At 47.3% G+C, this 26,064-nt stretch carries 21 protein-coding genes; 11 read left to right on the top strand and 10 right to left on the bottom strand.

The annotated features are described in order from the left end of the window. Window positions 1-224: 224 nt before the first annotated feature. Window positions 225-740: a hypothetical protein gene (locus Q1A48_RS10665; protein ID WP_299944550.1), complete on the top strand. Its 516-nt coding sequence runs from the start codon at window positions 225-227 to the stop codon at window positions 738-740. A 463-nt stretch (window positions 741-1,203) separates the two neighbouring features. Here Q1A48_RS10665 and Q1A48_RS10660 read toward each other — a convergent pair whose 3' ends face one another. Further along, window positions 1,204-1,752 carry a YtfJ family protein gene (locus Q1A48_RS10660; RefSeq protein ID WP_299944548.1) on the bottom strand — a complete coding sequence of 183 codons (549 nt, stop codon included), beginning with the start codon at window positions 1,750-1,752 and terminating at the stop codon, window positions 1,204-1,206. Window positions 1,753-2,099: 347 nt separating this feature from the next. Here Q1A48_RS10660 and Q1A48_RS21820 point away from each other — a divergent pair, with 347 nt between their 5' ends. The 4 genes from Q1A48_RS21820 (at window position 2,100) to Q1A48_RS10645 (ending at window position 6,417) form a co-directional block, all read left to right on the top strand. Continuing rightward, entirely contained in the window at window positions 2,100-2,402 is a 303-nt protein-coding gene (locus Q1A48_RS21820) for a transposase (RefSeq protein WP_366523403.1), read from the top strand. A 714-nt stretch (window positions 2,403-3,116) separates the two neighbouring features. Then, window positions 3,117-3,440, top strand: a complete 324-nt coding sequence (locus Q1A48_RS10655) for a hypothetical protein (protein WP_299944546.1) — start codon at window positions 3,117-3,119, stop codon at window positions 3,438-3,440. Window positions 3,441-3,535: 95 nt separating this feature from the next. Beyond that, complete coding sequence (locus Q1A48_RS10650; RefSeq protein WP_299944544.1) at window positions 3,536-4,963, top strand: CoA transferase; 1,428 nt, start codon at window positions 3,536-3,538, stop codon at window positions 4,961-4,963. Further along, on the top strand, window positions 4,960-6,417 hold the full coding sequence (locus Q1A48_RS10645; protein ID WP_299944542.1) for an amidohydrolase family protein: 1,458 nt from the start codon (window positions 4,960-4,962) through the stop codon (window positions 6,415-6,417). The genes Q1A48_RS10650 and Q1A48_RS10645 overlap by 4 nt, the downstream gene beginning before the upstream one ends. Window positions 6,418-6,695: 278 nt before the next feature. Here the strand turns inward: Q1A48_RS10645 and Q1A48_RS10640 are convergent, their stop codons facing one another. From Q1A48_RS10640 to Q1A48_RS10625, 4 genes are all read right to left on the bottom strand, one after another. Beyond that, window positions 6,696-7,592, bottom strand: coding sequence for an enoyl-CoA hydratase/isomerase family protein (locus tag Q1A48_RS10640; RefSeq protein ID WP_299944540.1), 897 nt, complete (start codon window positions 7,590-7,592; stop codon window positions 6,696-6,698). 38 nt (window positions 7,593-7,630) lie between these two features. Then, on the bottom strand, window positions 7,631-8,611 hold the full coding sequence (locus Q1A48_RS10635) for a Rieske 2Fe-2S domain-containing protein (protein ID WP_299944538.1): 981 nt from the start codon (window positions 8,609-8,611) through the stop codon (window positions 7,631-7,633). Between the two features lie 91 nt (window positions 8,612-8,702). Beyond that, on the bottom strand, window positions 8,703-9,311 hold the full coding sequence (locus tag Q1A48_RS10630) for a TetR/AcrR family transcriptional regulator (protein WP_299944535.1): 609 nt from the start codon (window positions 9,309-9,311) through the stop codon (window positions 8,703-8,705). Between the two features lie 434 nt (window positions 9,312-9,745). Next, the gene (locus tag Q1A48_RS10625; RefSeq protein WP_299944533.1) at window positions 9,746-11,986 is read right to left on the bottom strand and encodes a TonB-dependent receptor; all 2,241 of its coding nucleotides are present in this window, start codon (window positions 11,984-11,986) and stop codon (window positions 9,746-9,748) included. Between the two features lie 1,136 nt (window positions 11,987-13,122). Here Q1A48_RS10625 and Q1A48_RS10620 point away from each other — a divergent pair. The 6 genes from Q1A48_RS10620 (at window position 13,123) to Q1A48_RS10595 (ending at window position 22,180) form a co-directional block, all read left to right on the top strand. Further along, window positions 13,123-13,440 (top strand): 2Fe-2S iron-sulfur cluster-binding protein, encoded by a 318-nt coding sequence (locus Q1A48_RS10620; protein ID WP_299944531.1) that lies wholly within the window; start codon window positions 13,123-13,125, stop codon window positions 13,438-13,440. 87 nt (window positions 13,441-13,527) lie between these two features. Further along, window positions 13,528-15,015, top strand: a complete 1,488-nt coding sequence (locus Q1A48_RS10615; RefSeq protein ID WP_299944530.1) for a fatty acid--CoA ligase family protein — start codon at window positions 13,528-13,530, stop codon at window positions 15,013-15,015. 45 nt (window positions 15,016-15,060) lie between these two features. Then, on the top strand, window positions 15,061-16,779 hold the full coding sequence (locus Q1A48_RS10610; protein ID WP_299944528.1) for an FAD-binding protein: 1,719 nt from the start codon (window positions 15,061-15,063) through the stop codon (window positions 16,777-16,779). A gap of 16 nt (window positions 16,780-16,795) precedes the next feature. Next, window positions 16,796-18,283, top strand: a complete 1,488-nt coding sequence (locus Q1A48_RS10605) for an FAD-dependent oxidoreductase (protein ID WP_299944526.1) — start codon at window positions 16,796-16,798, stop codon at window positions 18,281-18,283. A gap of 186 nt (window positions 18,284-18,469) precedes the next feature. Then, a complete protein-coding gene (locus Q1A48_RS10600) occupies window positions 18,470-20,104 on the top strand; it encodes a hypothetical protein (RefSeq protein WP_299944524.1) in 1,635 nt (544 codons plus the stop codon). A 33-nt stretch (window positions 20,105-20,137) separates the two neighbouring features. Continuing rightward, entirely contained in the window at window positions 20,138-22,180 is a 2,043-nt protein-coding gene (locus Q1A48_RS10595) for a DUF3604 domain-containing protein (RefSeq protein ID WP_299944523.1), read from the top strand. 291 nt (window positions 22,181-22,471) lie between these two features. Here the strand turns inward: Q1A48_RS10595 and Q1A48_RS10590 are convergent, their stop codons facing one another. From Q1A48_RS10590 to Q1A48_RS10570, 5 genes are read right to left on the bottom strand one after another with little or no spacing between them, the layout of a single operon-like run. Then, a complete protein-coding gene (locus Q1A48_RS10590) occupies window positions 22,472-22,975 on the bottom strand; it encodes a nuclear transport factor 2 family protein (RefSeq protein WP_299944521.1) in 504 nt (167 codons plus the stop codon). 57 nt (window positions 22,976-23,032) lie between these two features. Further along, on the bottom strand, window positions 23,033-23,506 hold the full coding sequence (locus Q1A48_RS10585) for an SRPBCC family protein (protein WP_299944519.1): 474 nt from the start codon (window positions 23,504-23,506) through the stop codon (window positions 23,033-23,035). Between the two features lie 36 nt (window positions 23,507-23,542). Continuing rightward, entirely contained in the window at window positions 23,543-24,748 is a 1,206-nt protein-coding gene (locus Q1A48_RS10580; RefSeq protein WP_299944517.1) for an acetyl-CoA C-acyltransferase, read from the bottom strand. A gap of 41 nt (window positions 24,749-24,789) precedes the next feature. Next, the gene (locus Q1A48_RS10575) at window positions 24,790-25,242 is read right to left on the bottom strand and encodes a MaoC family dehydratase (RefSeq protein WP_299944515.1); all 453 of its coding nucleotides are present in this window, start codon (window positions 25,240-25,242) and stop codon (window positions 24,790-24,792) included. Between the two features lie 27 nt (window positions 25,243-25,269). Then, window positions 25,270-26,061: an SDR family oxidoreductase gene (locus Q1A48_RS10570; protein WP_299944513.1), complete on the bottom strand. Its 792-nt coding sequence runs from the start codon at window positions 26,059-26,061 to the stop codon at window positions 25,270-25,272. Between the last annotated feature and the right edge of the window lie 3 nt (window positions 26,062-26,064).

Here is a 26,064-nt window from a genome sequence, read left to right as displayed (position 1 = left end):
CTTCGCCCAGAATCGTATGAGGCGTGGTTATCAATTACGGTCGTACAGGGATGTAGTCACTGTGCATCCTGGAAGAGGGGTATTCTTTCCTTCCGAACCGGTAGTAATTCTTTTTCAGGCTTGTTGATGGTGATCTGAATTTACGCTCTTGTGTTAATGAAGTAGTTAACCGGGAGCGTGATGTTGTGCCGCAGTATTTTACTTAACTAATAAGGAAAAAAATCATGCGTTTGAATAAAATATGCACCGCAGTGTTCTTATCTATCCTCGCCAGTTTGTTTGTCGGGAAGGCTTATGCGGAGACGTGGTCTCCTACTGGCAATGGCAATCTGGATGATATTGATGGTCTAGAGGTGAAAAAAGGAATAATCGAATTGACCTGCAAGCTAACAGGGGAAGTCACTTTAGATGGTTCAAATGCCACTGTTGATAATTTAGTGGTTTATGGTGGCTTCCTAAATATTTGCAATAACAGGGTCATATTAAAAAACATTGATCCTTCGATGGGAACTAGCTTCAATATGGAAGGTATGGCGAGTAATATCGTTACTATAGAAAGTGTCTATGCTGAAGCCCCCATCGGTGGTGACTGCTCTGGTGATTTAACCGGTACCTTTGATCAAGCTACAGGTATACTGACTTTCATCAATGCTACACTCCCTGGTGTTTCTGGTGCGGCGGACTGTGAATTTTCAGGCGAGCTGGCCACATTCCCCGAGGCTTCTTATACTATTCCATAATGAGTAACAAAATTAAGTAACTAATGAGCGTCGTTGGCTGTATGTGCCTGCGGCGTTTTTTATACTCAAGGGTATCTCAATAAACCTAGTTTTTCTTAATTTTATCGCCGTGTGCCTCCATTGTTCGATGTTTATGGGCACTAATAAGTAATTTTTTTAAAGGTACCCTTAATATACTTCAGGGGTTGGTATAAAAATGTTGGAAAAATATCTACACATCACATTCAATACTCAAGTATACCCACTGGAAAACCAGGAAGTTTCAGTATTTACAAAAAAATAGTGTGCCGATAGATTGTTCTACCCTGGTTGTCCGAGGTTCTGTTGTCAGAATTATAATTATCTTGCATTCACAGTAAGAGAGTATTGCGCTAAATTTATTTCTGATGTTGAACGTAAAAGGACTGACCTAAATTTAGCGACTGCCAATTAGACTTGGGCAAGGGGTTTGCGCTTGATGGGATTAAAGTTGCTGCTTAATCACCGCTAGGGCTTGATCGATATCTTCATCCAGTAGTCTCCCTTGCTTCAGGTACACGACTTCGCCACTGGCAGAGAGAACGATAATCGCGGCGCTCTCTTTTTTTAAACCCCACTGCGAACGGATTTTACCGTTATTATCCAATACAAACGTCGTTTTCGGGTGCTTGATTTTATTATGTTTGATCTTACTGGTCACTAGGTGACGAGTACCCCACAGAGTGTCGTCTAAATTAATAATCGTGGTGCTGTGGAGTTTATCGCTTGCAATATTCTCGGCAGTTAGGCGATCTGTAAATGGTTGAATCAACTTATTGGCCGAACTACGACCCGCCATATGTAAAATAAGATTGGCTTTGTCATCACTTAAAGCACTGACATCCCAAGGGCGATAGCGAATAACATGCTCTCTGTTAATGAGTAATTCACCTTTGTCGTTAACCGATGACATGGGTAATGGTTGATTGATTTCCAATGCTGAGAGCCCGTGACTGGTAATGAGGAAAGCACTTAATAGTACTATTTTTATCATTGTATTATCCATTGAATTTTTATTGAATTACCTTGAGGCAAACTTTCTTTTATTTGCTGGGCGCTATTATAAATCTGTTTCAGAATCATCATTTTGGTAGGGTTAATAGCACATTATTATTCTGCGGTTTCGATGATATTGTCAATATGGCATTAGCTATCAAGGCCACGTAGTAATGCTCGGTGCGCGAGCTGAAGCTACAGGTAACGCAATCTCCAATAGTCAGCTGAAGGTGGGGATGCGTTCTGAGAGTGCCCTGCAGTGGGTCTTGATGAAAGTCAAGGTGCAGGGATTATCTACTCGAAAATGGCCAAAGTCAGGGCGGCAGCGGAGTCGATTGCACGGTACTGTTAGTGATGGGTGTAGAAGACTCGGGGAAGCGGAATCTACGCAGTTGCTTTGTATCACTATCAGAAGCTGAGCCCCACTGGAGCGCTTTCTTACAGACATTGGTTAAGCGAAGCTTGCAAGGGATTACAATAATAGCGAGCCATGCACACGCAGGATCGCGTTCAGCGCGTAAGACGAATTTCAGCAGAGTTGTCTGTTCCACGTGTAGCCACACGCTTTCCCTACCAAAGTCGTGCTTACGCCGGGTCTCTACCGTGGCAATAGCAATCACTGAAGCCTGGCAGACTGGAAAAACGTAGCTAACGCAATAAAATTCGGCGATCAGACAAGAAAAATTGAGAGAATGAAAGTTGCTTTATCCGGGGGATTCTAATGACGCTCGGGTACTTGATCTGGCTCAAGGAGGCAAGGAGTTACCCAATTCGGCCAATGATATCATGAGTTTTGGGGTGGTTCATGTGATTGAAATACAGGATTGGGACTGAATGATACGCGCTGACGACGACTATTAAGGAGAGATTTATGCGCGTGTCTACTGTGTCATTGCGCATATTATGGAGCCCCTAATGAAAAAATATCTCGTTTTTAGCTTTTTAACGAGTGTCTCGACAGTTTAGCGGGAATGTACTGTGGGTAAGAACCAGGAGCATAGCGGATAGATACTACCGGCTCATAAGGAAAGAATTTCCCTCTCCCAGGACACGCTGTGAATACACCCTTGTACGCTCGTAATCGGCATCCATGCTTCATACGATCCTGGGAGAAGGGTATTCTTCCCTCCCGCTTTACTAATAGGTTTGACGCTGCAAATCGTACTTTTTTTGTAGAAAAAACCCACTTTTTATGCAACTATAACGTGACGCTTTACCATGGGGGCTTAACCCTTTGGTTGGTGGCTTGTGTTGCAATCACAAATCAATCAGATATGCTGCTTTTTCTTCGAATCATCCAACACCAGATGCAGTTATAATTCATACAATTTTCATGGGATATCAAGCTTGGAGCGTCAAAGAATGATCGTATTAAAACCAGGTACACGTTTAAAAAGCGCTGTTTGCGAGACACAGATCATGCTAGTGAAAGGGAGGGGTGAGCATGATCTTTGTTGCGGAGGCATTGCCATGCAAGCATTGAATGCAATGGGCTCACCCACGACCCAGCTTGATTTTGACTCCCCATTTGCCGCTGGAACACTTATGGGTAAAAGGTATGTCAATAGTGACGGTAGTATAGAAGCTCTTTGTACCAAAGCGGGCCTGGGGAGTTTATCATTGGGCCCCAATCTGGACAACTTATTACAAATAAAGCAGACAGAAGCGCTTCCGGCTTCTGACTGATAACACGCAACGAATCCAGCAATGAAATACTGGCCTGTCAGCTGGCCCATTGGAAGCAAGGGCGCTCGAAGCACAAAGAATAATCTACCAAAATAATGAAACTTTATCCTGGGAATTTTTTGATCGATCAGTTTCTATCTGGTGTGTCTGGAGCCTACGCAAATCAACTGCTAACCAATTTTGGCGTTGTAGTCCGCCGGGAATCCAACTTACCAGATAGTCATCCCGTTGACGATTGGTTAGCGAGTGGGCTGCTCGACTATAGGGATGGTTCACTAGCAGAACCTCTTTGTCCGGTTCCTTTAGCCAGTTGTGCTATCGCTGCCATGAAATGCTTTTGTGTCTTATCAGGTCTGCAAGCTCCGATTGCCGAACAGGGCGCAAAAATACTGGGCTGTCGCTCAATACTCACTGGATTCACGCCAAAGGGCACACAATCAGCTGGGAAAAGCTGCCACTTAATACCGTCTCGAGATGGCCAAATCGCGCTTAATCTTGCTCGTCACCAGGACTGGGAAGCCCTTGCGGCATTATTTTCCACTGAATCGTCAGTTTCCAGTTGGGTATCTGTGCGCCGGCACGCAAAACATTTTTCATCCAAACAATTGCTAGATACTGGCCGCTTACTTGGCCTGACGATTGCCGATGCACTCGCATCAGATTCGAGTACACCAAACTGGTTTCATATACCCTTTGCTATTCAGACTAAAGAGCAGGGATTTAACCAAAAACCCTCGAAACAATCACCCCTGATTATAGATTTGTCATCTTTATGGGCGGGGCCCTTATGCTCATACCTGTGGCAACAGGCTGGAGCCCATATTATAAAGGTGGAGAGCACTGCCCGCCCCGATGGTGCACGACAGGGAAATGCTGAATTTTATCAATTGATTAACCAAGGTAAGCATTCCGTCAGTCTGGCACTTGATACCCATCAGGGACAACAACAACTGAAAAACCTAATCAGACAAGCGGATATTGTTATAGAAGCTTCCAGACCCAGAGCATTGCGACAAATGGGAATCCACGCTGAAGCCCTGTTAGAAAGCAACCCCGGCTTAACTTGGCTTAGCATCAGTGCCTATGGTAGATGCAAGACCGCACAAAACTGGCCGGGCTATGGTGACGAGACGGCTGTAGCCGCTGGCCTCAGCCATATTATCTATCAAGTGTGCGGAGCATGGCGTTTTTGTGGTGACGCCATCGCCGACCCACTTACGGGGCTCCACGCTGCTCTGGCAGGCTGGGCTGGTTGGCGATCAGGGGGCGGCAAGCTCATTGAACTCTCCCTGTACAATGTTGTTAGACACTGTATTGCAGCCACCGCACCGCAAGATAACGACTACCGCCGCCGTTATCGAGCGTGGAGGCGTTATTTAGCGCAAATACCTGCTCGCCCAAGACCAAAAATACTGAAAGCACAGCGCGGCACCGCTGAACTCGGAAAACACAATCACTTGTACCTGCACCCAAAATCAACCTTAGTAAAAAACTTTTATGATTCCAATCTCGCTGCTATATGAAGAATTCCGCGCTCATTATAGACAATGTAAATCGATACTCGAAAAACGACATTGCGAGCGAATCGCGTTGTGCGGTACATATTTTGGGTGGCAAAATTGTGGACATCACTCCGCCCTTTCCTGAGCCTTGTGGCATCAATATAATCGACGCCAGGGGAGCAACTTTAATACCTGGTTTACATGATCATCATATCCACCTAAGTGCTTATGCAAGCTCTCTGACTTCACTAGCATGTGGGTCGCCGACCCTTGAAACCAGGCAGCAACTTATTGACCAAATCTGCCAGTATGGCAAACAACGTCCTGGCGAGTGGTTGCGTGGCTATGGGTATCACCCCTATCTCGCTGGCGATATTGATCGCGACTGGTTGGATCAACATGTTCCCGATAACCCGGTCAGAATTCAGCACCGCAGTGGCCGCTTATGGGTACTGAACAGCTTGGCTTTGCGCCAACTTGGACTGATAAAGCAAACTAAACTGGCTATCCCGCAGGCCATACCGAAGGGTGCCGAGATCATCAAAGGTCGTTATACAGGCCGGTTATTTGAAGAAGATGCCTGGTTGAGCGCACAACTCTCGCAGAAAATGCCGGGATTCAAACCTGCCAGCGAGAAACTGGCCAGTTTCGGCGTAACCGGCATCACCGATTGCAGCCCACGAAACTCTACTAATGAATTTGATTACTTTCAGCAATCGCAACTAAACGGAGAGTTGCAGCAATCAGTGCGCATGATGGGTGATAGTAATTTAATTCAGGCTGGCTATAGCCCACGGCTGAAAACAGCTGAATTAAAGCTGCATCTACTGGAGGCCAAGCTGCCGGAGTTTGACCATATTTGTCAACAGGTTCGAGTCAGCAGACAACAAGGCCGCAGGGTTGCAGTTCACTGTGTTTCTCGAACTGAGTTAGTGTTTGCACTCACAGTACTGCGCGAATGCGGCACATCGAAGGGGGACCGCTTGGAGCACGCCGGGGTTGTTCCCCCTGAGCTTATGCAACGTATCACTGAGCTGGAGTTATCCGTCGTCACACAGCACCATTTTCTCCGGGAGCAAGGTGACCGCTATCTTGAGCAAGTTGAGCAGGACGACCAACAGTGGCTGTACCTTGGGCAGAGCTTTCTATCTGCTGGGGTGCCGTTGGCGGCGGGTTCCGACGCACCCTTTGGCAGTGCCGACCCCTGGATTTCAATGGATTCTGCAGTGCGGCGGCAAAGCCGTAGTGGGGTTTTAATGGGTGCACAAGAGCGCTTAACGCCTGAACAATCTCTGGACCTGTTTATCAGTTGCCCACAGCTTCCAGGGCGACGATACCGACACATCGAGATAGGTGAACAGGCTGACCTGTGTTTGCTCGATGCGCCCTGGCATTTCGTACGTAACGATCTCAATAGTCGACACTGCCGTGTAACTATCAGCAGCGGTCAGATCATTTATGAAAAGGACAACTAAACGGTCGCTTCAATATCAGTGGGAAAAAGCACCCGCCAATACTGTTATTCCGTCGGTGCTTTTTACCGAGGCACCAGGGTGTGCAAGCTAGAACGTTTGTACGCAATTTGCCCCGTAGGGCTATGGAGATCGCCTGATGCTTCCGTACTCTGGCTGTGATGGAAAGGCCACTGAAGATAGATCTGGCTTAGGTGGTAATAACAAATCCTCAAATTATTTACTCAGGTTTATTCTAGCAAGGTCATACATTTCATTCAGTTTGTACAAACGGACTACTTTCAATCAACAATCGAGTCGATTAAGCCCCACTCCAGCGCCTTTTTTGTATTGATCTTCTTGCCCGACAGCGCCAACAAAGCCGTACGGTGACGACCTATTCTACGGGCAATACTAATACAGCCACCAGCACCTGGCATTAAGCCAAAGCGCAATTCCGGCAACTGAAAAAAAGTCTTGGTATTCGCGGTTAAATGACACGAAAATGCGGGCAATTCAATTCCTGAACCAATGCATGCGCCATGCAGGTGGCAGTGAATTCGATGACTATTGCGTGCAAACAGGTACGCAGGGTTGGTTTTACAACGAATACTATGCGCTGCTGCCGGGTCAGCCGCCAAGCCAAATTCCTTTAACGCGCCACCAATGCTGAAACATTGGCCAAGTCCACACATTTCCAGTCGTATGATCGATGTATCCACTTCTAGCAAGGTCAGCACTTCTAATAAGGCATCACGCAATTCAACTGTTAGAGCATTATGGAATTCGGGACGATTTAATTTTGCATAAACGATATCATTCCTGCGCTCCAACAAAATGGGTTCGCCTTTTGAGTCAGTAATTCTCTTTGGGGGCTCAGATCGCCCTGCAAGCCAATTTTGATAGTCACACCCGGACTGCAATGTCGAATAAGCCAGGGATTCAATCAATAAACTTTGCGCAATCGACATGCCCTCTGTCACACGCAATACCTGCACTAGTAACAGTGCAGGTATGGGAGCTTGGTTGATTTTGCCAGCTAATTGTTGCGCAGCAGGCAAGTCAGTGACGATCACATCCGCGTTGTTTATTTGCTCATGCGTATAGTTTATGCCTTGCGCAGACAATGCGATAACGGGCTCTGCCTGCTGGCCCAGCCAACCTTCGACCTTGGGTATCTCGCAGGCAGGAATAATCACTGCAGACGGTTGTGAATGAGATTAAATATCTACAACCTCTAGGCATCGATATAAAATTGTTGACTGAATTTTCGCCACAATCGAATGGGACCGTCACCGTCACATAACAATGGTTCTGGCCGATATTTTTTATTATTCCAGACAAGCATATCAACTGACTCAAAGCCGGCGGAATCTTTCCCTTCAGCTTCACCAATCGAATGTTGGTATAGAGTCTCGGCCACTTTACGTTCTTGTGAGTCTTCGGGGTAATCTTTAAAAGTAAAGTGCATTCGCGTCCGCGTCAGTTCAGAGTTTATCGGCAGTCCGGTAGAGAACATCAGCATTGAAACACCCTGCTGATTATGGCGAAGTTCTTGAATACCGGCACCATGACATTTTCCAACAATGTATCCACCACCTATGTCAAAGTTAAAATTGTGTCCATCTATCGACGCCTCTACCGGCGGAATGACTGGTGATCCATGTAAAAATTTTAAGTGCGCGTTATCAACACTGTTCTCTCCGATCTCCTGCAGGCAGGTCCCTATATCCCACTGGCCGTGCCTTACCGGAATATAACCTTCTGATTCAAGCTCTGGAATCGTCGGCACCTCAAACATGGGTTCTTCACCTTTTGGGTGATACCAGACAAATATCAAATCATATCGTTCCTGAGTGGGCAGGGAACGCAAGATTGGCTTTTTCTTTGCAATACCCGGCATCACTTTTCCATAGGGAATTTTTTTACACCAGCCCTGATTGTCATATTCCCAATGATGGAAAGGGCAGCGAATATTGTTCCCGACCACTTTGCCACCATGCCCTAAATGTGCGCCAAGATGCGGGCAAATAGGGTCAGTTACACCCACCGAGCCATCTTCGCCACGAAACATAACCCACTGCTGATCAAATGCTTCGATGTTTTGAATCTCACCCATCGCCAGATTTTCTGATAATTCTATCACGTACCATCCGTATGGTATGGGAAATGGGCAGCGCTCGAGCTCAGTGGAGGTTTGTACAATCTGGTCTTTCATATATTCACCTTTCACCTATTGTTGGTTTAGTGTTGTGAAGTGCGATCGGGGGCTTGGACCGCCATAAAAAACGCTATTGTCTAAGCTACAATTAAGACTCTAACGATGAATTAATCTTTTCGAGCAATGCATCAATCAAGAAATGCCCTGCATTTACGGCTACGGCTTTTCTGGGTGCGTTACCGTTTGAAATTCCAGCGCGTCTTTGTATTTGAGCCTCTAATTCCAACTCTGTAACTGCCGCGCCGATAGACGCCTGGCACACGGCTACATAAAGCTGTTCAGCATTCTCTGAAGACATACCTGCGTGGAGGATTTCCCGGTTAAAACCTGATTTCAGCCTTTGACTGGTTTCAACACCAAAGCCTCCCTCCATTAACTGGCTGATTACCTTGGGCTGCCGGATCATTGCCTGGCGTAAAGACTGGTAAAAACTCCGTATATACTCTTTGCGGTGATGCCCATCGCGTTGAGGTAAATCGAGATTGGTCAATAACTGGTCTACCACCAATTGCTGCAATTCATCTCTATTCGCTACATACTTATACAGCGTCGCAATACCAACGCCTAACTCGTCAGCCACCTGTTTCATAGTGATCTTGTCGGTACCCAGACGTAAGGCGGCATCAATGATTTTCTGGCGACTAATACTTCTTGGTCGACCAACTGAATTTGGGACTTGATTCTTTAGTTTTTGCATTTTTTGATAATACCGAATGCATTTCGGAAATACAATCACAAATAATAAACAACAGTGTGAATGCTGACCAAGTCCTCTTATCAACCAATTTGGGCACACAGCCATTGGAGCCAAAGGGGGTTAACCGGATGGATATAGGGTGGTGATGGAATACAGGCGTGAATCAAATGCTCAGGCAATCTGTAAGGTATTTAGTTCAGAAAATCAGGCCTGCGATACAGAAGTCCAATCTATATATCCGCCATGTTAATAAAACGCAGGAGAGTGAATCACAGTCAATAGATCTTGAATAAGGTAGCTGATATTGTGAGCCTGAGCGACGCCGACGCAACTCAATCCCATGGTACAGTTGCAGCACGTTTTTAAGTTTACGCCTTGCCCAATGGTCGCTGTTCTTCCCTTTAAAAAAAACCAGCAATTTCTGGGCTTTTCAGTCAATCATCAATTGCCTGGAAGTTGTAGCGAGCCTCTATGCCATAAGTGCGTGGATCACCAAAGTAACTAGTCGTCCAGCCAACACCGCTGCCGCCATTGGGGTCGATACGCTGATCAACACCACCAAAGGGGATAGTGTTAATACGGTAGTCCTCGTCGGTGAGATTTTGTCCCCACAGTGCAATTAGCAGAGTGCCACTGTCACCCAGCTTAATCTCGCTAATCGCCAGACGCGCATTGAGCAGTGCGCGATCACGCATTTTCGATGCCGCGTTCTGGTCTGGGTCAATGAAGGGCACGTAGTCATCGCGGTAGCTGTAATCTATGCGCAGATACCATAAGCCGAAGCCCGTCTGGGCAATGCGCCAGTCCATGCCGAGCGTCAGAGAGTTCTCAGGAGAGTAGGGTGTGCCGGCATCGTCTTTGTCGAAGTAAGTGAAGTCGCTGGGGAACTTCTTGTACTCTGCATCGAGGTAACCATAAGCCACAGTCAATTGCAGGCTTTCATGGACCAGCGCGACCGCTTCGACCTCCACGCCCTTTGTTTCGTATTCCGGTACGTTAAATATGACAGAGGAAGCGAATTTACCTTCAAAAACCGACAGCTGAAAATTGTCGAACTCGTTGTAGAACATGGCGCCGTTCAGCTGTAGACGTCCGTCCAGAAGCATCGATTTCAGTCCCGTTTCGTAGGCGGTGACTTGTTCATCGTTGTAGCCTTCATTGAACTCGGCGGGCACAGCAGCTTCGCCGTTAAAGCCACCTGACTTCCAGCCCTTGGCATAGCGTACATAGCCGTTGATTTCATCAGTGAAGACCCAGCTTAGCGCGACCGACGGTGAAGTGTTTTCGAAGGTGTCATTCGCTTGCGCGTCGAACATACCGGGGTGGACAATGTATTGATCCTTCCTCTCTTCGGTCCAGCGCAGGCCGGTAGTGACCGTCAGGCGGTCGCCGAACATTGCCGGACGCCAATCCAGTTGGCCATAGAGTGCAACAGAGTCTGTGTCCAGTCCATAGCGGTTATTTGAGGTTGGACTGCCAAAGGTGCCGAAGAAGGTAATGGGATTCAAGACGTCTGCATCTTCTTCAAAATAGTAAGCGCCGACCACGTAATCCAGCTGATCCAGACTGCCTGACAATTGCAGTTCCTGAGAGAGGGAGCTGTAGTCGACGTGTCGGCTTGAGTGGAAGATATCGATGGCAGTGCCGTCAATATCAATGGTGTCATCCCAATCCAGCTCCCGGTAGGACGTGATGGAACGCAAGGTGTAGCTGTCACCTCGCCACTGTAGGTCAAGAGCGTGGCCCGTTGATTTCGACGTTTCCTCTATCGCCCAGTCGTTGCTGCCTTTGTCGGCGCGCTCGTCGTCCTTGGTGAGGTAGGGCTCTTGCATGCCGGAGTAGAGGTAGGAGTTGCTGCTGGTCTGAGTCAACTGGCCAAAGCGAGGTTTGTTGTCCTGATCGCTGTGATCAAAGGTGTAGTTGACGCTCAGGTTGTCGTTGAGGTCCCACTGCAACGCCAGCCGCGTGGCTTGCTCGTCCAGGTTGTGAAATTCATCGCTGGAGGGTGATGCCGCCAGCGGGTTGCCAAGCTGGTCTGGGCGGTTGTCAGCGAAGCCGTCGCGCTTTGCCTGATAGAGCGTCAGGCTGCTTTTCAAGCCCTGCCAGTCGGGTGTGTTTATCGTCGTGCGCCCGGACCAATAGCCCTTGTGGCCCAATTCGGCGGTGAGGGAACCACCAAATTTGTTGCTTGGTTTACGAGTGATAAGGTTCACTGCGCCACCCACTGTATTTTTGCCGTATAGGGTGCCCTGGGGGCCGCGTAGCACTTCAACCCGTTCCAGTTCGGCGATGTCGAAGATGGCTCCCAGGTTCTTACCCATGAAAACGCCATCGAGGTAAATGCCTACCGAATTTTCCCAGGTAATGGCCGGGCTGATTTGTGAGGCGCCGCGAATAGCAATAGTGGCGGCAGTGGTGTTTGCGGGAGAGTCGACAATTTCTACATTGGGCGCATGCTGGCTGATATCTGTAACATTGGTAATACGCTGGCGTTCGATTGCCGCTTTGTCGAGTGTGGAGATGGCGATGGGAACATCCTGTACAGACTGCTTGCGCTTCTGAGCGGTAACTACCACTTCTTCCAGAGTGAGCATGTCTTGTGCGACTGCTGGCATTGCGAAAGTGGCCAGCATGGCGGCACTTGAAAGTAGTATCCGAGTGACCTGATGTAGCATAAAAAGTCTCCGGTTTGTCCTGTTTTTCTTATTTCCGGGGCATGATCGTGCACACGGGGCACGGACCCTGGAATACGTTATCAGCCCGCTGTTCTTTGTTCCTATTCAGGCAGTGGCAGATCGGCTCGCTCGGGATCAGAGGTTTGTGTTAAACGAGTCGTAATATAGAATCCGGCAGAGGCGGAGTGTATGTAAGTTTCATCAAATTTAACGTTTGAATTGGATGTATTGTTAGTGTCATTGACGGCCTCTGGGTTTTCTTTTCGAAATGACTCTCGGGTGGAAGGGTGCCGGAAGGGTTGCGCACTATGGATGTTCTTTCCGATTAATACAGAATTCAAGACAATCCAGCGGGAATCACTGAACCGATAATATGTGTCCATAGCTGCTCCCACCGGCTTCTTATTTGAGTGATATCCATTATTCTTATTACGACAGAGACGCTGCCGTGCTTCCATCTTTACCGAAATTTCATCAACGTTGCTTAATCAGCATTTTACCAGCAGCTTCTGCGACTCCCGAGCTTATTGGCCAGTGCTTTTTGGCAGATAAGTTGACTACAAATAGCACAACTGCCAATGGGTTGCCCCCTGCTTATACTGTAATCTATACAGCCATATCATCCGCAGAGCTTTATTTTTAGGAAGCAGGGCTTGGAAGGCATTCGATACGTCTTGAGCTTTTGACTGGTTTCAACATCAAGGCTACTCACCATCAACTGGCTGATTTCCTTAGATAGTCTGGTCAATGCTTGGCATAAAGACTGGTAAAAACCCCCTGGATAACCTTTGCAGAGATCCCCATCGTATTTGGGTAAATCAATATTGGCCAATAGCGGGTCCATCGCCAGCTACTGTCATTCACCTTTATTGGTCACTTACTTATAAAGTAGCGTTATACCAACGCCCAGCTTGTCAGCCACCCATTTTATAGCGCACTTATCGTCACTCAGGCGGCAACAACGATTTTATGGCGGCTAATACTTCTTGGATAATTAATCTAATTGGGGGTTTGACTCTTTAATGATTGCATGGTTTGATAATAACGAATACATTTCGGAAATACAATCTCAAATAAGAAGCAACAACTTGATTACTGACGAAGTCGACTGATAAAGCAACTTGGACACGCAGCCAATGGAAATAAAGGTTAAAACTCGAGAGGGTGAATCACAGTCAATAGAGGTCGAATCGGGTAGAAACCTAATGCAGGTATTGAGCGAAGATTTTGATGTGGCCGGAACCTGCGGCGGATCAGCATCCTGCGGTACCTGCCACATTTATTTGAATTCGATATGGGCTCCGATACTCGGAGAACAAACTGAGGATGAATCTTACATGCTGGAGGCGCTGGCCGATATGGTAGAAGTGCAGCCAGGCTCCCGTCTTGCCTGCCAGATCACGCTATGCGAGGAGCATAGCGGCCTGCAACTCGAGCTTGCACCGGAGGCATAACACAGCATCGCCACAGGTTGTCCTGGGTTGGCCTTGACCTGAGTCGCACCTTGGCTCGTGCCCTTTCCAGTGACTGAAGGTCTTTCTATGAATATATCCATGTTATTGCAGATGTCGGCACAAACATTTCCAAGCCGCATTGCGTTGACCTATAACAGTGAGCATTACAGTTACAAACAGATTTACGATGCTGCGCAGCAGGCAGCTCAGGTATTTCAATATTCGGGGTGTAGCTTTATTGCCTATCTGGATGTCAACACCCCGGCCGTTCCAATTGCAATTTTTGCTGCCGCCATCGCCGGCATCCCCTACGTGCCCCTTAACTATCGTTTGAGTAAATCCGAGCTTGAATCTTTGCAGGCTCGATTAGACAAAGCCTATGTTATCAGTAATCAGGTACCGGAATTCAGCTTACCTGACTACACGTATCAACTAACAGATGCGTTTTACCAAAACATGCTGGCGGCAGGTGAAACGGATGAAGCACTGCATCCGGCAACAGATTCAGAAGAGTCCATCGCCGTGCAATTATTTACCAGCGGAACCACAGGAACGCCGAAAGCCGCTTTGCTTCAGCATAAACATCTGATGTCTTATATCCTGAATACCGTTCAGTTTGCAGCAGCCGCTGAAACAGACGCAACACTGGTTAGCGTGCCGCCCTATCATATCGCGGGTATCTCAGCGATGCTCAGCAGCTTCTACTCCGGCAGGCGCATCGTCCACATGGAAAATTTTGACGCCATGGAGTGGATCTCCTTGTGCGACCGGGAAAAGGTAACCCAGGCCTTCGTGGTTCCCACCATGTTGTCGGAAATCATGGTCAAGCATAAACAAAAACGACAATCCCTAAACAGTCTGCAAGCTATCGCTTATGGCGGTGGAAAAATGCCCTTGCGCACCATCGAAGAAGCCTTGCAGCGCTTTCCCAATGTGAACTTTGCCAATGCCTACGGACTCACCGAAACCAGCTCCACAGTATGTCTGCTGAGTCCAGAACAACATTGGGAAGCATTCAAAAGCGATAGACCGGAAATGCGTAATCGATTGCAATCCGTGGGCAAACCAGTGCCCGGCATCGAATTACAAATTCGAAATGATGAAAATCAATCACTGGCAGCAGGCCAAGTTGGGGAAGTGTTTTTACGCGGGGATCAGATATCCGGTAAATATCGTGAAAAAGAATTGGTTCAATACGATGGATGGTTTCCCACCTGCGATCACGGTTATATCGACAAAGGGGGTTATCTCTATCTAACAGGTCGTGCAGACGACATTATTGTCAGAGGCGGTGAGAATATTTCGCCTGGTGAAATCGAAGCTGTTATCAGAGAGAGTCCGGCCATTTCAGATGTGGCAGTCGTCGGGATTGCCGACGAACATTGGGGCGAATCCATTGCTGCCGCCATTGTTCTCGCGGAAGGTCACTCGATTAGAGACGACGAAATATCCGTGGCGGTAACGGAAAAGTTGCGTTCATCCAGAGTGCCGAAAAAAATTGTTCGCATGAAGCATCTGCCCTATAACGAAATGGGCAAACTGCTTCGCCGAAAAGTCAAACTGTTGCTTGAATAACACCGGGCCAAATGCACCCATATACAATTAGGGAGGTAGAGGCACATGACAGACGAGCAAAACAATCAGTGGGACGAATCGGTTGACGTTGTGGTTGTAGGCACAGGTAACGGCGGTTTAACTTCCGCCTTATGCAATAAGCTTATGGGCGCTGGCGATGTCCTGATTTTAGAAAAGAGTGCCAAAATTGGTGGCACCAGCGCCACCTCGGGGGGTGGTATCTGGATTCCCTGCAGCCATTACGCCAAACAAGCGGGTGCCAAGGACTCTCTATCTGAGGCGCAGGAGTACCTCAACCAAACTCTGGCTGGCGAAGACGTGCCACCCAAATTAGTAACGGCCTACTTGGAAAATGGCCCCAAGATGCTTAAGTTTCTGCACGACAAAACCCATGTCCGCTATGAATCCCTTGGGCAATATCCTGATTATTACACAACTTTATCAGGTGCAAAACACGGGCACCGATCACTGGAGCCGCTCCCCATTAATGCTTCTGAGCTGGGTGATGACTATCGCAAGCTGACCTATACACACCATATGATGCGCCTGTTTGGCGTTATTCATTTCACTCAGGTAGAGGCACATCTGCTGGCGACCAAACTACCTGGATACCAAAAAGTTTTGGGTCGCATTATCTGGGACTATATCAAAGACATTCCCTGGCGCTTAAAGACTAGAATATCACGCAGGCTTTGTTGTGGCAGCGCAGGCATTGCCCGCTTGTTCCTGTCAACCAAACAGGCCGGCATTCCGATTTGGCTCAGAGCTCCAATGTCACGCCTGGTTGAGCAGGGCGGGCGTGTCGTCGGTATTGAGGTGAAGCGCGATGGTAGATTGACCAGAATTCAAACGCGCAAAGCTGTGGTGCTGGCAGCCGGGGGCTTTGAGAAAAACCAGAAGATGCGTGATCAATATCTGCCTAAGCCAACGAACACGGAATGGAGTGCTGGCACAACAGGTAATTCTGGCGATGCTATTACTGCAGGTCTTGACTTGGGCGCTGCTGCCCGCTTGATGGGTAACGCATGGTGGTGCACAACACTTTGTGTGCCAGATGAGCCGTCACCACGACTGAGCATTATAGAAAAATCTCTCCCCGGCTCGTGCGTGGTCAACAAAGCGGGGCACCGCTTTGCGAATGAATCACAAAATTATATGGCCTTCCAAAAAGCGCAATTTAAAGCACATTCTGATGACACCCCTTGCGCACCCGCCTTTCAGATTTTTGATGCACGCTTTCGCAGGAACTATATGGTGGGGCCGTTGATGACAAAATCAACCTTTCCGGATTGGCGTATTCCCAAAAAATGGTTTGACATGGGATTTGTGGGTAAGGCCAACACTATTGCTGATCTGGCAGTACAAATGGACATTGATCCCGCTGGGCTCGAAGCAACCATTAAGAAAATTAATCACTACGCAAGCACAGGTATTGATGAAGACTTCCAGCGTGGTGAAGCGGATTACGACCGCTATTATGCAGACCAAAAAATACAACCAAACCCATGCCTGGCAGCTATTGATGAAGGTCCATTTTATGCTATGCGTATTGATTCAGGCGACTTTGGCACCGCCGGTGGTTTGAGTACCAACACAGACGCTCAGGTACTGAGGGAAGATGGCTCGGCAATTGCTGGTTTGTACGCGATTGGAAACTGTTCAGCGGCGATATTACCAACTTACCCCGGACCGGGATCCACGCTGGGGCCAGCAATGACAATGGGTTATCAGGCCGCAAAAAAAATAACTGGTTACGCAGAATAAAGCCCGAGGGATTGCCGTGAGCGAGTACAAAACAATACCAACAAAAGCCATTAAGTTCAGCGAAGTAGAAGAGTGGCACTACAAAACGGATGTTTCGGTAATCGGTTACGGCGGCGCCGGCGCCTGCGCCGCAATTGAAGCTGCTGATGCGGGAGCATCAGTGACTATCATTGAGTTAGCCGCAGCCCCTGGCGGCTCCACCGCCCTGTCTTCTGCAGAAATTTATATGGGTGGAGATGGCGGTACTCGGGTACAGGCAGCCATGGGTTACAACGATACCAATCAGGCCATGATTGATTATCTCAGTGCCTGCGCTGGACCACAGGCCGATGCGGATAAGATCAAAGCCTATGTTGAAGGCAGCAGAGAGCATTTCAACTGGCTGGTTGAGCAGGGCGTGCCATTTAAAAATTCAGAATATAAGGAACGTGCCATCATGGCGCTAACCGACGATTGTTTACTATATACCGGCAGTGAAAAAGCCTGGCCTTTCAAAGATATTGCTACGCCATGTCCGCGTGGTCATAACCTTGAAGTCGAGGGTGACAATGGCGGCCCACTGTTTATGGAAATTATGAGCGCGGCGGTGACACGTAGAGAGATAAAGGTTCGCTTCAATTGCCGCACCTTGACTCTGATTCAGGACGAAGCCGGGTCGGTTCGTGGCATTCGTATTCGTGAAGATCTGCAAGAAAAAAATGTACTGGTTGAACGTGGCGTCATACTTTGTACTGGCGGTTTTGCAATGAACCGTGACATGCTCAAAAAATACGCGCCCAACCTGCTGCGCTGTAGCGAACCCATTGGCAATCCGGGCGATATGGGCACCGGCATTTTGATGGGCATGGGTGTGGGTGGTGCCGCTATCAATATGCACGAGGGGTTTGTCAGTGTCCCCTATTATCCGCCCGCCAGTTTAACCTTTGGTTTATTTATAAACGCGCAGGGACAACGTTTTATCAATGAAGATTGTTACCATGGCCGCGTAGGCGCTTATATTTTGCAGCAACCCGGTAATCGCGTATATCTGGTATGCAGTGGCGAGGATTATGGTGACTACGAGCAGATTTCCTATCTGGGCGCCTCGGTCGCGGGTACCGGTGAAACCATTATAGAGCTTGAGCAAGAGTTGAAGCTGCCAAAAGGCCAGCTTGTACAAACGCTGCAAACCTATAACAAACACGCTCAAAATGGCGAAGACCCTGTGTTTCATAAGTCCGCAGAATGGCTCAAGCCCCTGAATGCACCCTATGTTGGATTGGATGTCACACCTGGACGAGGTGCTTTTTACCCCTATTTTACTTTGGGTGGTTTGGACACCAAACCATCGGGTGAAGTCTTAAATCCTGAAGGTAATGTCATTGCTGGGTTGTATGCGGCCGGGCGTACCGCCTGCGGTGTACCGCGCCGGGGTGCAGGCTATAACTCGGGAATTTCTGTAGGCGATGCAACTTTTACTGGCCGAATGGCTGGCAGAGCTGCAGCTGCAAGAAACAAATACTAGTAAAGTAGGAGGGAAAAATACCCCTCTCCAAGGATCGTATGAGGCATGGATGCTGATTACGAGCGTACAAGGATGTATTCACAGCGTATCCTGGGAGAGGGGTATTCTTTCCTTCCGACCCGGTAGTAAGGTTGGAGAATACATCGGCTTGTTAGAAGAGGTACTAGATAATACAAGAAAAATATCATGCACCTATCCATCAAAATAATAGCGTTATTAACCCTCAATATTGTATGTTCTTCGTTAACGGCACTATCTGCCGATACACTGCTAAAATTTGAAATGCCAGCGCGCAATCCATATTTAGCAGATTCCAACAATGCGATGGCACACGGTGATTCCGCTCAGCAGGATGCCGTTTTACAACCGGGCCCAATGGGCCCAAGCAGAATCTTGAGCACGTCTGAATTGCAATATAACTTCAGTGGCCCCGGACTTATGGGTATCCTCACATCGGGTGAGTACGTCGATGGGCAGCGCGTTTTTTGGGGTAATGGTTTAGATCGTCTGGTGAAATTAGATTACCAAAGCTACCAGACAATCACTGAATTTTATTTACCCAACGTTGAACCCTATACCGAATCTCAAGCCGAAAAATCAATTGTCGGTTTCGACAAAAGTAATAGTGGATTGTTAGCCGTTATACGCGGTTTCATGGAAATATGGAAACTCAAAAATTTGTCTGGTTTATATACCGTACTTGATAAAGACCACAACTATTATGTCGGCAATAAGTCAGGTCTTATTCAGGTTTATGGCGACCAGAATCCGATGAACTCACGCTCTCCGATAATCAAACTCCGTCAATGGCAGCTACCTGATGAGGTAACAGGCCCTATTGTGGGTATTAATCTAACTTACGATGGGAGGTTAATCGTTGCTACTGAACATGGTTATCTGGTTGCAGTAAAGCGCGACTTTAGCGAGTATCAACGAGTTCGTATTCGACATAGCGAGGGTGCCGAGAACAAAGCAACACAACGCGCTGGTTATGGCTGGGTTCGCAACGGCTTTGCGATCGATCAAGAGGGTGGTATTTATATCGCCTCCCAGGAGCATATTCATAAAGTAGTATGGACTGGTGAGAAGCTGAGTACCGATATTTCCGATGGTGCCTGGACTGAACCCTACCTTAATCAGTGGAAACACGGCACTGGCGCCACCCCTTCGCTGATGGGTTTCGGAGAGGAAGATCAATTTGTGGTGATTACGGATGGCCAGCCCCAAATGAACCTTGTGCTGTTTTGGCGCAACGCTATTCCAGACAACTGGCAACAGTTGAGCAACACCTCCAGTCGCCGAGTTGCAGGGCAGTTACCGGTCAATATGGGTAAAACACAGGCATTCGAAATACAGACTGAACAATCTGTTGTTGTTGCCGGATATGGCGCACTGGTGGTCAACAATAATGCAAACAATAAACCCTGGTATCTACCCAAACAGGCAGTCAGCGTGCTACAAAGTTATTTGGGTAGCCATCCTGATCATCAGCCCTATGGTGCGCAGAAATTTAAATGGGACCCCGTTTCGCGCCAATTGCGAGAAGATTGGGTTAATCCATCAATTAGTTCTCCCAGTGCTGTCCCCATCGTTGGAATCGGTTCAAATATGGCCTATCTGATTGGCGCGCGTAATAATCAGTGGACACTCGAAGGATTGGATTGGGATACCGGTGTATCCAAATTCCATTACGTCATTGGTGGTCAACGCTATAACCCTTTATATTCTGCCACCTTAATAGATAATGACGGGAACATTCACTACGGCACCCCTTGGGGCCGCGTTCGGCTGATACCTGCGCAAGAGATAAGTGATGATTAGGCATTACGCCAATGTCAAAACCGAGAAACACAGATGAATAAAAAATGGTTTAAATATACAGTTCTTTTTTTAATATTGATTATTGCAGCGTATTTTTTGCTCTCTCGAACAACACGCTATAGCATTGACCGCAGCGAGGTCATTATCTCTCCCGATTCAATTAAGTCACAAGCCGAACATTATGCATTCGGCTACCAGCCTGAACTTAAATATTCAGAGGAGCGTAGCCCCTGTATTGTTCAATATCCACTAAAAAAAGCTTATTATGGCGATCTGCATGTGCATACCGCTATTTCAGCGGATGCCTATCCAGATGGGACACGTACCTACCCTGATGATGCTTACCGGTATGCCAAGGGTGCGCCCATCGCACTGCCTGTACCAGAGGGTAGCCCCCCACTCTCTGTGCAATTAGATCGGCCTCTTGATTTTGTCGCGGTGACTGATCATTCTGAAACAATGGGCGAAGGCTATATTTGTCGCAACGAAGGCAAGTTCCCCGGCTATTCATCCAAGGCATGTAAAACCTTTCGGCAGGGGGGGCAGCCGGGCATGCGTATATTTTTGACAGAAATGGCCCGTATGCGGCCTAAAAGAAATAGATCTGTATGCGGAGAAAACAACCAGGACTGCGAGGAAGCGACCAGAATTGTTTGGCGCGAAATGATTGAATCTGCTGAAAAGGCATACGATAAAACTGAAAACTGTAGCTTTACCAGCTTCGTTGGCTATGAATATACTCGCACGAGCAATAACAACCACTTACATCGAAATACCATATTTAATAATGCCTCCGTGCCGGATTTGCCTGCCACTTTTATTGGATATCCAGACTTACACAGTTTGCTCGGCAAGCTCGAAACCTCCTGTCGGCAAGATATTGAAACCTGTGATGTAATTTCAATACCGCACAATTCCAATCTTTCCGGGGGCAACGCCTTCAATCAAAAAGCTCTGCAAGGGTTTTCACAGGAAGCACAACAGGCTCACCGCAAACAGCGAAATGCATTTGATCGACTAGCAGAAATTACCCAACATAAAGGCACTTCCGAATGTCAAAACGGGTTTATAGATATTTTGAGTGATGAGGATGAATACTGCAACTATGAGGCAATCCGAAAACTCGGTAAGCTCGACAAAGCGATAGACCTCTCTACATACATTCCCCGTATGTATGATGTTATCACCAAAGAGTGTGAATCCGATGATATGGACCCCAAGGATAATTTCTATAAAGGTAACTGTCTTTCTTCCCACGATTTTTTACGCGGCGCGTTGTTAGAGGGTCTCCACGTGGAAGATCATCACCATGTTAATCCCTTTGAGTTTGGCTTCATTGGCAGTAGTGATACCCACCTCAGTACCCCAGGCCAAACAAATGAAGCGAATTGGTCAGGGCATATAGCTGATGAAACTACATTGGCGGACCGCTTAGGGGAGTCTATATTGGCCCGCTATAATAAGCGCAGCTCGAATCCTGGAGGTCTTGCTGGTCTTTGGGCAGTTGAAAATTCCCGCGATGCTTTATTTCAATCCATGAAACGTCGTGAAGCTTTTGGCACATCGGGCACACGGATAGCACCACGATTTTTTGTCGGCCGCTACCCTCCAAACCTATGTGAAGAAAAAAATTGGCTGGCGTTGGCTTATCAAAATGGAACGCCCATGGGCTCTAAATTGCCACCCCAAACAGAGGGGTTTCAGATGCTGGCACAAGCAACGCGAGATCCACACCCCTCTGCCAAGGGTTTGGAAAAACTACAAATTGTTAAAGGCTGGCTGGATCAGAGTGGACAAAAAAGAGTAAAAGTTATGGAGATTGCCACGATGGAACGAGCTGATTCAGAAGGCGATGATGTGCTGTGCGCTGTTTATACTGATTCAGACTACGATCCGTCCTTAAACACCTATTATTATTTGCGTGTTGCTGAAACCGAATCGAACAGATGGAGTTCTGCGCAATGCGAGGCTTTGCCTATACATGAGCGTCCCAAAGGTTGCAAAAACGATAGCCTTAAAAAAATACGTGAACTGGCATGGACATCACCCATATGGCTAACGCCTATGCAACCATAAAGCTATTACAATATTTTTATGAGAACTACCTATGGGATGCTTTTAAAATTAGCCGAAAAAAATAATACTCATAACTTATCGGGAAGGTTCCCCATGATGTAAGATTTTATTTTGACAATCCATTTTCGCAGTGATTCCAGCTATTCACTCATATACCATAGTCTTGAAATAGCAGTAAACATTCTTGCATCAGTTTAAACTTCACCTTCATTGAGGTGAAGTTCAAAAAAAGCGGCATCTTCTGCTTTGAGACCTGTGATCTTAAAGTGGATATTTCGAATATAAGTATCATCAAACCTCAATTGCTAAACCTGACATTGCCCCCATCTCAATCAACTTCATTGCGCCGATGCTGTCTTTTTGCATCATCAAATTGAAAGTGAGATTATATTGGGTGGTTTGAATCTTCCATTCATTGGCTTGTTTGCAGTAGCTGTCCAAATAATAACCGCCCATAAATTGGGTTACCTGTGCCTCTGTTTCGATCAATTGAAACTGCATGCGCCAACGGCCATTAGCGGAGTGTTGATCGGTTAATTTAATTTCTGGGGCAAGCCCGTGGTGCAAATCGATATGGCTTGGCTTACCTGTCATTTCGATAAAAAGCGCAATGAACTCGTTCAGATCAGTAAATTTTCCAATAAAACCAAAATCGATGAAAATATCATGCTTGGCAAAACAATCCTTAATTGCACTGACATCGCGTTGATCACAGGCAAACCAGTAACGTGCTTTTAACTGCTTGATTGCCTCAATATCTTCAAGAGTCTGAATTCGGTATTCTAAGTTACTCATTTCATACCCCAATAAATAAGAACCAGTATGGCTTGTATTTGGTAAGGTATTATTATCTTAGGATATTTTTTGTGCTTTACCCGTTTCATAATACTTTTTTTGTGAAATGACAATTTTCTTTTGCATCTGATGCATCGATTTCATAATAATTCTGTACAGAAGATCACCAAAAATGCCCCACTTCATTTCAAATTGCATGCAGTTGATTAACTTGGTTTCAAATTCAGAGACTGGCTCCAGTGCATATTGAAAACTGGCGTTTTTAAATAGAGGCGGTATGCCATCACCGCTATCACTGTGTAATTTCAGCGTGAAACCTCGACCCTCATCCCAGGCTGTTACTGTTTCTATCAGCGGCGCTCGATCACTGTAGACACGGCGGCTGGTGCCAACCCCTTCCTTTTGAATGCTGGTAATCTCAGCCCCCGTTAAACCGGGCACATAAAAATGTGGTTTGCCCAGGTCACGCATTTTCTTCCAGGCTTCCTCAACGCTCACATTGGCAACACAATTCACAGAAATAGTTTTCATTCAGTCGGCCTTGATCCTGTATCTGTCTGATTGTATTTAACCGGCCACTTCAAATAAACCGGCCGCACCCATACCACCGCCAACACACATAGTGCATACTACGTATTTTGCGCCTCGGCGTCTTCCTTCGATCAGCGCATGTCCCACCATCCTCGAACCGGACATGCCGTAAGGGTGCCCTATGGAAATTGCGCCGCCATTAACATTCAGTTTTTCATTGTCGATACGCAGATGGTCGCGGCAATATAAGACTTGACAGGCAAAGGCTTCATTGATCTCCCAGAGATCAATGTTATTCACCGACAAACTCTGTTGTTTTAACAACCTTGGGACAGCATACACAGGGCCGACGCCCATTTCTTCTGGCGCGCAGCCTGACACCGCGATACCACGATAAATACCCAACACCGGTAAATTGTACCGGGATGCATATTGTTCACTGGCAACAACACAGACTGAAGCTCCATCTGAAAGCTGCGAGGCATTGCCCGCAGTAATATACTTACCACGTTTGATGATTGATCCACCGCTATACACTGGCTCAAGCGAGTCCAGCGACGCCAGCGTCGTTTGTGGGCGATTGCCTTCATCGCGCGTCAGTTCAAGCTGCTCAAAAGACTCCTCACCCGTTTCTCTGTTGACGATTCTTTTATTTGTCGCAAAAGTAACCAACTCATCATCAAACAGCCCTTTCTCCTGAGCAACTGCCGTGCGGTGCTGACTTTGCAATGCATAGTTGTCCTGTGCGCTACGGCTAATGCCATACCGCTCGGCAACCAATTCTGCCGTTTCTATCATCGGCATATACATATGAGCCGATTGCTTAAGCACCGCTTTTGAAACTGCCCTATGGCTGTTTTTATATTTATTTTGGATTAGAGAAACTGATTCGACACCACCAGCGACTGCGACGTTCATCTCTCCAGCTAAAACACTTTTTGCAGCGAGACCAATAGCGATCATGCCAGAGGAACACATCCGATCGATTTGCATTCCGCTGACCGATTCAGGTAAACCAGCCGCCATCGCACTCAGTCGACCAATATTATAACCCTGTGTGCCTTGTGGCGCTGCTGCTCCCATAATCACATCATCAATATGTGCAGGCTCTAATTCTGCCCGTTTAACCGCTTCACGGATGACTGTACCGCCTAGTACAGGCGCTTCCGTATTGTTATAAGCTCCGCGATAGGCTTTGCCAATAGGGGTTCGAGCCGTTGCAACTATCAATGCATCACTCATAATTTTTTTAAACCCTTCTTTTACATTTCGCTTATAATCTTCTAATTGTAAAAGCGCGAGATGGTATCAACCACACAGGCTGGGCGTTCTTCACCTTCAATTTCAACAATGATTCGCACAACTACCTGCACGCTATCCGGCTTTGTTTCTGCTGCAATTACTTCACCCACACCACGAATTCGCTGCTCGACTTTGACTGAGTTAGGGAATCGAATTTTGTTGCAGCCATAATTTATTCCCATGCTATAAGTCTCAACTAGTAACAGCTCGGGTAAGAATTTACTCACCAGCGACAGCGTAAGATATCCGTGTGCTATGCACATTCCAAATGGGCCTATGGCCGCACGCTCAGGGTCAACATGAATCCATTGATGGTCGTCGCTTGCCTGCGCAAATTGATTGATTCTTTCCTGATTGATAACCATCCATTCGGTAGCTCCTAAAGATTGTCCGACCTGCTGCAATAAATCCCGGGGTTGTTTTACGCTTATCATGATTCACCCACCTTTTTCTCAGTTTATCTAGGCTCTTTGACTTGAAACCGATACGATTTCACCAGTCATATAAGAGCTGTAGTCAGAGGCCAAAAACATCATCACATTGGCAACCTCCCAAACCTCAGCCGCGCGACCGAAGGCTTCCTTACCGGCAAGCTCTTCAAGCAATTCCATCGGTGTGGTTTTCTTTAAAAATTCATGGAAAGCGATACTCGGTGAAACCGCATTGATACGCACCTTGTAATCGGCCGCCTCCATCGCCGCACAGCGGGTCAGAGCCATCACCCCGGCCTTAGCGGCGGCATAGTGGGTTTGTCCCTGCTGTGCGCGCCAACCCAGCACGGACGCATTATTGATAATGACGCCGCTTTTGCGTGCCTGCATTAATGGCAGTATCGCACGCATCATACGCATGGTACCCGTCAAGGTGATATCCAATATTTTGGACCACTGCTTATCGGGCATTTCAACCAGTTTACATGTGCCGCCCAAACCAGCATTATTGATTAACACATCAATACCACTATGTTGCTCCTCGGCCTTCTTGATCAATAACTGTACATCGCTTTCATTGGTGACATCACAAAGTTGACCAAACACCGGTATCTCCGGGTGGTTATTTCTTAATTGTGCCACTGCTTTGTTTAAGCGGCCCGCATGCGCATCACTGATTGTCAGGCCTCTACAACCTTCTTCAACAGCTCGTGTGGCTGCTGCAAAGCCAATACCCGCCCCAGCGGCGGCGGTGATCAGCACTGACTTGCCCGTCAGCAAATTATGACCTTCGACATAAGCAGGTGGTTCTTTTAATGCCATGGC

Source organism: uncultured Microbulbifer sp., assembly GCF_947489355.1.
Classification (GTDB): Bacteria; Pseudomonadota; Gammaproteobacteria; order Pseudomonadales; family Cellvibrionaceae; genus Microbulbifer.
This window is presented reverse-complemented; position numbering and strand designations above follow the sequence as displayed.

What these genes read in the sequence shown, in the direction of transcription:
- Q1A48_RS10645 (WP_299944542.1), top strand. Translation starts at nt 4,960, where the DNA reads ATGAAGAATTCCGCGCTCATTATAGACAATGTAAATCGATACTCGAAA.
- Q1A48_RS10660 (WP_299944548.1), bottom strand. Translation starts at nt 1,752, where the DNA reads ATGATAAAAATAGTACTATTAAGTGCTTTCCTCATTACCAGTCACGGG.
- Q1A48_RS10635 (WP_299944538.1), bottom strand. Translation starts at nt 8,611, where the DNA reads ATGAAAGACCAGATTGTACAAACCTCCACTGAGCTCGAGCGCTGCCCA.
- Q1A48_RS10595 (WP_299944523.1), top strand. Translation starts at nt 20,138, where the DNA reads ATGAATAAAAAATGGTTTAAATATACAGTTCTTTTTTTAATATTGATT.
- Q1A48_RS10600 (WP_299944524.1), top strand. Translation starts at nt 18,470, where the DNA reads ATGCACCTATCCATCAAAATAATAGCGTTATTAACCCTCAATATTGTA.
- Q1A48_RS10630 (WP_299944535.1), bottom strand. Translation starts at nt 9,311, where the DNA reads ATGCAAAAACTAAAGAATCAAGTCCCAAATTCAGTTGGTCGACCAAGA.
- Q1A48_RS10665 (WP_299944550.1), top strand. Translation starts at nt 225, where the DNA reads ATGCGTTTGAATAAAATATGCACCGCAGTGTTCTTATCTATCCTCGCC.
- Q1A48_RS10570 (WP_299944513.1), bottom strand. Translation starts at nt 26,061, where the DNA reads ATGGCATTAAAAGAACCACCTGCTTATGTCGAAGGTCATAATTTGCTG.
- Q1A48_RS10615 (WP_299944530.1), top strand. Translation starts at nt 13,528, where the DNA reads ATGAATATATCCATGTTATTGCAGATGTCGGCACAAACATTTCCAAGC.
- Q1A48_RS10590 (WP_299944521.1), bottom strand. Translation starts at nt 22,975, where the DNA reads ATGAGTAACTTAGAATACCGAATTCAGACTCTTGAAGATATTGAGGCA.
- Q1A48_RS10625 (WP_299944533.1), bottom strand. Translation starts at nt 11,986, where the DNA reads ATGCTACATCAGGTCACTCGGATACTACTTTCAAGTGCCGCCATGCTG.
- Q1A48_RS10580 (WP_299944517.1), bottom strand. Translation starts at nt 24,748, where the DNA reads ATGAGTGATGCATTGATAGTTGCAACGGCTCGAACCCCTATTGGCAAA.
- Q1A48_RS10610 (WP_299944528.1), top strand. Translation starts at nt 15,061, where the DNA reads ATGACAGACGAGCAAAACAATCAGTGGGACGAATCGGTTGACGTTGTG.
- Q1A48_RS10585 (WP_299944519.1), bottom strand. Translation starts at nt 23,506, where the DNA reads ATGAAAACTATTTCTGTGAATTGTGTTGCCAATGTGAGCGTTGAGGAA.
- Q1A48_RS10620 (WP_299944531.1), top strand. Translation starts at nt 13,123, where the DNA reads ATGGAAATAAAGGTTAAAACTCGAGAGGGTGAATCACAGTCAATAGAG.
- Q1A48_RS10650 (WP_299944544.1), top strand. Translation starts at nt 3,536, where the DNA reads ATGAAACTTTATCCTGGGAATTTTTTGATCGATCAGTTTCTATCTGGT.
- Q1A48_RS10655 (WP_299944546.1), top strand. Translation starts at nt 3,117, where the DNA reads ATGATCGTATTAAAACCAGGTACACGTTTAAAAAGCGCTGTTTGCGAG.
- Q1A48_RS10575 (WP_299944515.1), bottom strand. Translation starts at nt 25,242, where the DNA reads ATGATAAGCGTAAAACAACCCCGGGATTTATTGCAGCAGGTCGGACAA.